Genomic DNA, 7237 nt, shown 5'->3' on the forward strand with positions numbered 1-7237 from the left:
CGATCTCAGACGCAGGTCCCGCGCCTCCGGGTGCCCGTGGTGCTCGACCCACCCCGCCGGAGTGGCCGGTCCAGGAAGACGTGCCAGGTCATCAACGACCCGATCCTGGGCCCCGGGTAGCGTCGGAGGGGTGGATGATGGGCTCGACCTGGAACTGTTCGACACCGCACCGGAGGAGCGACACCCCGGCGCCAAGGAGCGGGTGAGCGCGAACGCGCCGCTCGCCGTCCGCATGCGGCCCGCGACGCTCGACGAGGTGGTCGGCCAGGACCATCTGCTCGGTCCCGGCGCCCCCCTGCGGCGGCTCGTCGAGGGCGCCGCGCCCGCGTCGCTGATGCTGTACGGCCCACCCGGTACCGGCAAGACCACGCTCGCGATGCTGGTGTCCAGCGCCATCGGCCGCCGCTTCGTCGCGCTGTCCGCGTTGTCCGCGGGGGTGAAGGAGGTCCGGGGCGTCATCGAGGAGGCGCGCCGCCGCCTCACGCACTCGGGCGAGTCCACCGTCCTGTTCATCGACGAGGTGCACCGCTTCTCGCGGACCCAGCAGGACGCGCTGCTCGGCGCCGTCGAGGACCGCATCGTGCTGCTGGTCGCGGCCACCACGGAGAACCCGTTCTTCTCCGTCGTGTCCCCGCTGCTGTCCCGATCCCTCGTCCTGCAGTTGCGCTCCCTCACCGACGACGACGTGCGCGCCCTGGTCCGCCGCGCGCTCACCGACGAGCGCGGCCTCGGCGGCGCCGTCACCCTCGACGAGGACGCCGAGGACCACATCGTGCGGCTCGCGGGAGGCGACGCCCGCCGCGCGCTCACCGCACTCGAGGCCGCCGCCGACTCCGCGCTCGCCACGAACGGCGGCACGGTCGACCTCGCGACCGTCGAGTCAACGGTCGACAAGGCGGCCGTCCGGTACGACCGGCAGGGCGACCAGCACTACGACGTGATCAGCGCGTTCATCAAGTCCATCCGCGGCTCGGACGTGGACGCGGCACTGCACTACCTCGCCCGCATGATCGAGGCGGGGGAGGACCCGAGGTTCATCGCGCGGCGGCTGGTGATCCACGCGAGCGAGGACGTCGGGATGGCCGACCCGACCGCGTTGCAGACGGCCACGGCCGCCGCCCAGGCCGTACAGCTGATCGGGCTCCCGGAGTGCGCGCTGAACCTGGCGCACGCCACCGTGCACCTCGCGACCGCGCCGAAGTCCAATGCCGTCACCACCGCCATCAGCGCCGCGATGGCCGACGTGCGGCAGGGCGCGGTCGGCACCGTGCCCGCGCACCTGCGCGACGGCCACTACACGGGCGCGAAGAAGCTCGGCAACGCCACCGGCTACCGCTACCCGCACAACGTGCCGGAGGGCGTGCTCGAACAGCAGTACCCGCCGGACGAGCTGGTGGGCAAGGACTACTACGAGCCGACCCAGCGCGGCGCGGAGCGCGCACTGGCCGACCGGGTGCCGAAGCTGCGGCGCGCCATCAGAGGGAACAGGTGACGAGATGCCGGACGGTCACGCCGGTCTCCTGACGTGATCCGAACGGGCCCGTGTCGGGGTAGCGCGGTAACCTGACCCGCATCCCGGACCACGTCACACCAAGGAGGGCTCGTGTCAGCAGGGCAGATCGCCGCGCTGATCGCGGCCGGCGCGTTCGTGCTGCTGGTTCTGCTGCTGGCGATCCCGTTGATCAAGCTCGGGCGCACGCTCGACGAGGCGACCATCGCGATCCGCAAGGCGCACACCAACACCGACCCGATCTTCGCCGAAGCCAACACGACGCTCACGCGCGTGAACACGCAGCTGGAGCGCGTCGACGGCATCACGTCGAACACGCAGGCCGTCACCGGCAACGTCTCGGCGCTGACCTCGGTGTTCACCGCGACGCTCGGCGGCCCGCTCGTCAAGGCCGCCGCGTTCTCCTACGGCGTCAGCAAGGCGCTGAAGGCCCGCCGCAAGATCAAGGGCGAGACCGACGGCAGGCACGCGCGGCGCGGGAAGCGCAAGGGAGCCAAGTCGTGAAGCGCCTTTTCTGGCTTGGGGTGGGGGTTGCCGCGGGCGTAGCCTTGTCCAAGAAGGCCAGGGAGACCGCGCACCAGGCCACCCCGGCGGGCATCGCGGGGAACCTCGGGGGCGCGATCAACGAACTCGCGGGCGCGATCGGTTCCTTCGGCGCCGACGTCCGCGCGGGGATGACGGAGCGGGAAGAGGAGTTGTCCGAGGTGGTCGAGCAGCGATCCGGGGTCAGCCCCGTGGCGCGGCACGCCCTCGGCGTCCGGGACGACAGGCGCGGGCGGCCGAGCCGGCCCGCCGACGCGCGAGCTCGCAGGGCGGGCAGCTGAGCCGCGCCCTGTAGCGCCGCGCTGTCCGCCTCGCCGGACCTCCGCACCTTCTCGACCCCCAAGGACTGACCCGTGCAGACACACGAGATCTCCAAGCGATTCACCAACCACTTCACGAGCAACGGGCACACGCTGGTGCCCAGTGCCTCACTCATCCTCGACGACCCGAACCTGCTGTTCGTGAACGCGGGGATGGTGCAGTTCAAGCCGTTCTTCCTCGGTGAGGAGCCACCGCCGTACCCGCGCGCGACCAGCGTGCAGAAATGCGTGCGCACCGGCGACATCGACGAGGTCGGCAAGACCACCCGCCACAACACGTTCTTCCAGATGGCGGGCAACTTCTCCTTCGGCGACTACTTCAAGGAAGGTGCGATCGAGCACGCATGGAAGCTGGTCACCGGCAGCCAGTCCGACGGCGGCTACGGCTTCGACCCAGAGCGCATCTGGGTCACGGTCTACAAGACCGACGACGAGGCGATCGAGCTGTGGCGCAAGGTCGCGGGCCTGCCCGACGAGCGCATCCAGCGCCGCGGCGGCGAGGACAACTACTGGGACATGGGCGTGCCCGGTCCCGGCGGTCCCTGCTCGGAGATCTACTTCGACCGCGGCCCCGCCTTCGGCAGGGAGGGCGGCCCGATCGCGGACGAGGACCGCTACCTGGAGATCTGGAACCTCGTCTTCATGCAGGACGAGCGCGGCGAGCTGTCCCCGAAGAAGGATCACCCGCCGATCGGTGAGCTGCCCGCGAAGAACATCGACACGGGCATGGGCATCGAGCGCGTCGCGTTCCTGCTGCAGGACGTGGAGAACGTCTACGAGACCGACCTCGTCCGCCCGGTGATCACCAGGGCGGAGGAGATGTCGGGCCGCCGCTACGGCGCGAACCACGTCGACGACGTGCGGTTCCGTGTCATCGCGGACCACGCGCGTTCTGGCGTCATGCTGATCGGTGACGGTGTCACGCCGAGCAACGAGGCGCGGGGCTACGTGCTGCGCCGCCTGCTGCGCCGCATCGTCCGCTCGGTGCGCCTGCTCGGCGTGAACGAGCCGGTGCTCGGCGAGTTCGCGACGGTCGTCCGCGACACGATGGGCCCGGCCTACCCGGAGCTGGTCGAGCAGTTCGACCGTATCGACGGTGTGGTGCGCCAGGAGGAGGACGCGTTCCTCCAGACCCTGACGAGCGGCTCGAAGATCTTCGACCTCGCGGCGGGCGAGACGAAGTCCGCAGGCGGCAGCGTCCTGTCCGGGGACAAGGCGTTCCAGCTGCACGACACGTACGGCTTCCCGATCGACCTGACGCTGGAGATGGCGTCCGAGCAGGGGCTCAAGGTCGACGAGGAGGGCTTCCGCCGCCTCATGTCCGAGCAGCGGCAGCGCTCGAAGCAGGACGCGGCGTCGCGCAAGGTCGGCCACTCGGACGGCGGCGCGTACCGGTCGATCCTCGACACCCACGGCACCACGGACTTCCAGGGCTACAAGGAACTCTCGACGGAGTCCAGGGTCGTCGGCCTGCTCTCGCACGGCCAGTCCGCGGTGTCGGCGGGTGAGGGCGCGGAGGTCGAGGTCGTGCTCGACCGCACCCCGTTCTACGCGGAGGGCGGCGGCCAGCTCGCGGACACCGGCAAGATCGTCGGCGACGGGTTCGTCGTCGAGGTGCAGGACGTGCAGTCGCCCGTCGCGGGCCTGAACGTCCACCGCGGCAAGGTGCTCTCCGGCGAGGTGCTGCTCGACGCGACCGCGCACGCGGAGGTCGACCCGGCCCGGCGTCGCGCGGTCTCCCGGTCGCACTCGGCGACGCACCTCGTGCACGCGGGTGTGCGGCGCGCGCTCGGCACACAGGCGGCGCAGGCGGGTTCGCTGAACGCGCCAGGCAGGCTGCGGTTCGACTTCACCTCGCCTGGCGGCGCGGTGCCGCCGAGCGTCATCGCGGACGTCGAGGACGAGGTCAACGACGTCCTGCTGAACGACTACGAGGTGCGCTCCGAGGTCGTCAGCCTCGAGGAGGCGCGCAAGTCGGGCGCGATCGCGTTCTTCGGCGAGAAGTACGGCGACAAGGTCCGCGTCATCACCATCGGGGACTACAGCAAGGAGCTGTGCGGTGGCACCCACGTGCACCGCTCCGGCGAGATCGGCGTGGTGAAGCTGCTCTCCGAGGCGTCGATCGGTGCGGGGGTGCGCCGGGTGGAGGCGCTCGTGGGCCTGGACGCGTTCCGGTTCCTCGCGCGCGAGCACGTGCTCGTCGGGCAGCTCGCGGAGCAGTTCAAGGTGCGCCCCGAGGAGCTGCCAGAGCGCATCGGCCAGACCGTGGAGCGACTGCGCACCGCGGAGAAGGAGCTGGAGCGCCTGCGTGGCGCGCAGCTGCTGTCGTCCGCCGGCACGCTCGTGGACGCGGCGGAGGACATCCGGGGCACCGCGCTCGTCGCGGTCGCGACGCCCGACGGCATCGGCGGCAACGACCTGCGCCAGCTCGCGTCCGAGGTCCGCAACCGGCTCGGCGCGCGTTCCGGTGTCGTCGCGTTGTTCTCCTCGGACGGCGAGAAGGTCAGCTTCGTGGTCGCGACCACCTCGGCGGCGCGCGACGCCGGCTTCGCGGCCGGCAAGCTCGTGCCGTCGTTCGCGCCCGCGATCGGCGGCCGCGGCGGCGGCAAACCCGATCTCGCGCAGGGCGGCGGCGGCAACGCGGCGGGCGTGCCCGACGCGGTCGCGGCGCTGCGCACGGCGATCTCCGAGGTGTCAGCGTGAGCGGAGCTTGCGGAGCGAGTCGACGGTCATGACCGATCCCGGCCGCCCGGGTCCCGGTGATCCGGGGCCCGGGCGCAGGCTCGGCGTCGATGTCGGATCTGTACGGGTTGGGGTCGCATTGAGTGATCCCGGTCCGGTGCTCGCGACGCCACTGGTTACGCTGGCTCGCGACGAACGCTCGAACAGCGATCTGGATCGCCTGGCCGAGCTCGTTGTCGAGCACGAGGTGGTCGAAGTGGTAGTCGGATTGCCCAGGACGCTCGCGGCCCGCCATGGCAAGGCGGCGGCCACCGCGACCGCGTACGCCAGGAAGCTGGCGCGGCGGATACGTCCGGTTCCTGTCCGAATGGCCGACGAACGCTTGACTACGGTCAGCGCCACCAGAATGCTCAGCGACCGCGGGGTTCGTGGCAAGCGGCAGCGGGCGGTGGTCGACCAGGCGGCGGCCGTCGAGATCTTGCAGGCCTGGCTGGATGGGCGGGCACGCCAGACGCCCCCGGAGGCGCAGGAGCGATGACTCAACACGACGACGACCTCGATCTGTTCTCCGAGGCACGGACGGAACGGCACCGGCCGGTTCGGCGTGAGCGGGACGGCCGCAAGCCGCCGCCCCCGTCGAAGAAGAAGCGCAAGAACGGTCTGTGGATCGGCATGGTCGTGGTGCTCGCGCTCATCGCGGCGGGCGGCTACTACGGCTACAAGCAGCTGACCGGCATCGGTGACTACGAGGACTTCGCCGGGCAGGGCGATGGCGACGTCGTCGTCCAGGTGAAGGACGGCGACTCGACCGGCGACATCGCCACCACGCTCGCCGACGCGGGCGTGGTCGCCAGCTCACGGGCGTTCGTCGCGGCCGCGGAGACCAACGCCGACGTGCGCGGCGTGCAGCCCGGCTACTACGTGATGAAGACGAAGGCGTCCGGCGCCGCCGCGGTGACCAAGATCGTCGACGCGAAGTCGCGGGTGGGCGCCATGGACATCAAGCCGGGCGCCCAGCTCGAGAACGTCATCCTCGGCGGCGACAAGGTGGTGAAGGGCATCACGGCGATGCTCGCCGACGCGTCGTGCGCGGAGCTGAACGGCAAGAGCACGTGTGTGCCGCCGGAGCAGCTCGCCGGGGTGGCCAAGACCGCGGACCTCGCCAAGCTCGGGGTACCGGACTGGGCGCTTCCCGACGCGGGCAAGGCGGAGCCGCAGCGCAGGCTCGAGGGCCTGATCATGCCGGGTGTTTACGACGTGAAGCCGGGCTCGACGCCGGAGGAGCTGTGGACGCAGCTGGTGACCGAGTCGGCGACGCAGATGCAGGCGGCCGGGCTGCCGGACGTCGCGAAGGACACCGGGTACACGCCCTACCAGGTGCTGGTGATGGCGTCGCTGATCGAGAAGGAAGCCATCACCAAGGACTTCCCCAAGGTGTCGCGGGTGACCTACAACCGCCTGCGTGAGTCGATGAAGCTCCAGTACGACTCGACGATCAACTACGTGCTGGACCGCCCGGCGATCCGCACGGACCCGGGGGACCGGGCGCGGGTCGGCCCGTACAACACCTACGACAACACGGGCCTGCCACCGACGCCGATCTCGGCGCCGGGCAAGGGCGCCCTGGACGCGGCCGTGAACCCGGAGCCCGGTGAATGGCTGTTCTTCGTGCGGTGCGAGAAGGACGGCACGTCGTGCTTCGCGGTGACGAACGACGAGCACGAGCAGAACGTGGACCTGGCGAGCGAGAACGGCGCTTACTGACGGTGCTCGCTGACGTTGGCGTCCGGCGGGCCGCTGTGGTCGGCAAGCCGGTGGCGCACTCGCTGTCGCCGGTGCTGCACGGCGCGGCGTACGAGGCGCTCGGGTTGCCGTGGACGTACACGCGGCTGGAGGCGTCGGCGGCAGAACTGCCCGCGCTCGTCGCGAGCCTTGACGATTCGTGGGCCGGGCTGTCCGTGACCATGCCCGGCAAGGGCGCGGCCCTGGCCCTGGCCACGGCGGCAACGGACCGTGCGGTGGCCGTTGGCGCGGCGAACACGCTGGTGCGCCGGGAAGACGGCTGGGTGGCGGACTGCACGGACGTCGACGGCGTGGCGGGCGCGCTGCGTGCCGCCGGCTTCGGGTCGGGCACGTCGGGGGTTGTCCTTGGCGCGGGCGGCACGGCGCGGGCGGCGCTCGC

The 7237-nt window shown here is 71.1% G+C and carries 6 protein-coding genes and 1 pseudogene; all 7 read left to right on the forward strand.

Translation table 11 applies throughout. The annotated features are described in order from the left end of the window. Positions 1-148: 148 nt before the first annotated feature. The gene (locus WBA97_RS03710) at positions 149-1492 is read left to right on the forward strand and encodes a replication-associated recombination protein A (protein ID WP_424229244.1); all 1344 of its coding nucleotides are present in this window, start codon (positions 149-151) and stop codon (positions 1490-1492) included. 111 nt (positions 1493-1603) lie between these two features. Then, on the forward strand, positions 1604-2014 hold the full coding sequence (locus WBA97_RS03715; protein ID WP_424229239.1) for a DUF948 domain-containing protein: 411 nt from the start codon (positions 1604-1606) through the stop codon (positions 2012-2014). Then, positions 2011-2334: a hypothetical protein gene (locus tag WBA97_RS03720; protein WP_424229240.1), complete on the forward strand. Its 324-nt coding sequence runs from the start codon at positions 2011-2013 to the stop codon at positions 2332-2334. Before WBA97_RS03715 ends, WBA97_RS03720 begins: the two co-directional genes overlap by 4 nt. A gap of 72 nt (positions 2335-2406) precedes the next feature. Next, a complete protein-coding gene (alaS, locus tag WBA97_RS03725) occupies positions 2407-5076 on the forward strand; it encodes an alanine--tRNA ligase (RefSeq protein WP_424229241.1) in 2670 nt (889 codons plus the stop codon). Positions 5077-5104: 28 nt separating this feature from the next. Continuing rightward, positions 5105-5593: a Holliday junction resolvase RuvX gene (ruvX, locus tag WBA97_RS03730; protein ID WP_424229242.1), complete on the forward strand. Its 489-nt coding sequence runs from the start codon at positions 5105-5107 to the stop codon at positions 5591-5593. Continuing rightward, positions 5590-6819: an endolytic transglycosylase MltG gene (gene mltG / locus WBA97_RS03735; protein ID WP_424229243.1), complete on the forward strand. Its 1230-nt coding sequence runs from the start codon at positions 5590-5592 to the stop codon at positions 6817-6819. The genes ruvX and mltG overlap by 4 nt, the downstream gene beginning before the upstream one ends. 35 nt (positions 6820-6854) lie before the next feature. Next, a pseudogene (locus tag WBA97_RS03740) lies at positions 6855-7237 on the forward strand (shikimate dehydrogenase); the annotation flags it as partial.

The sequence above is a fragment of the Actinophytocola sp. genome, assembly GCF_049647105.1.
Classification (GTDB): domain Bacteria; phylum Actinomycetota; class Actinomycetes; order Mycobacteriales; family Pseudonocardiaceae; genus Actinophytocola.

Bases quoted from the DNA above. Each gene is read 5' to 3' on its own strand.
- mltG (WP_424229243.1), top strand. From the start codon at position 5,590: ATGACTCAACACGACGACGACCTCGATCTGTTCTCCGAGGCACGGACG.
- ruvX (WP_424229242.1), top strand. From the start codon at position 5,105: ATGACCGATCCCGGCCGCCCGGGTCCCGGTGATCCGGGGCCCGGGCGC.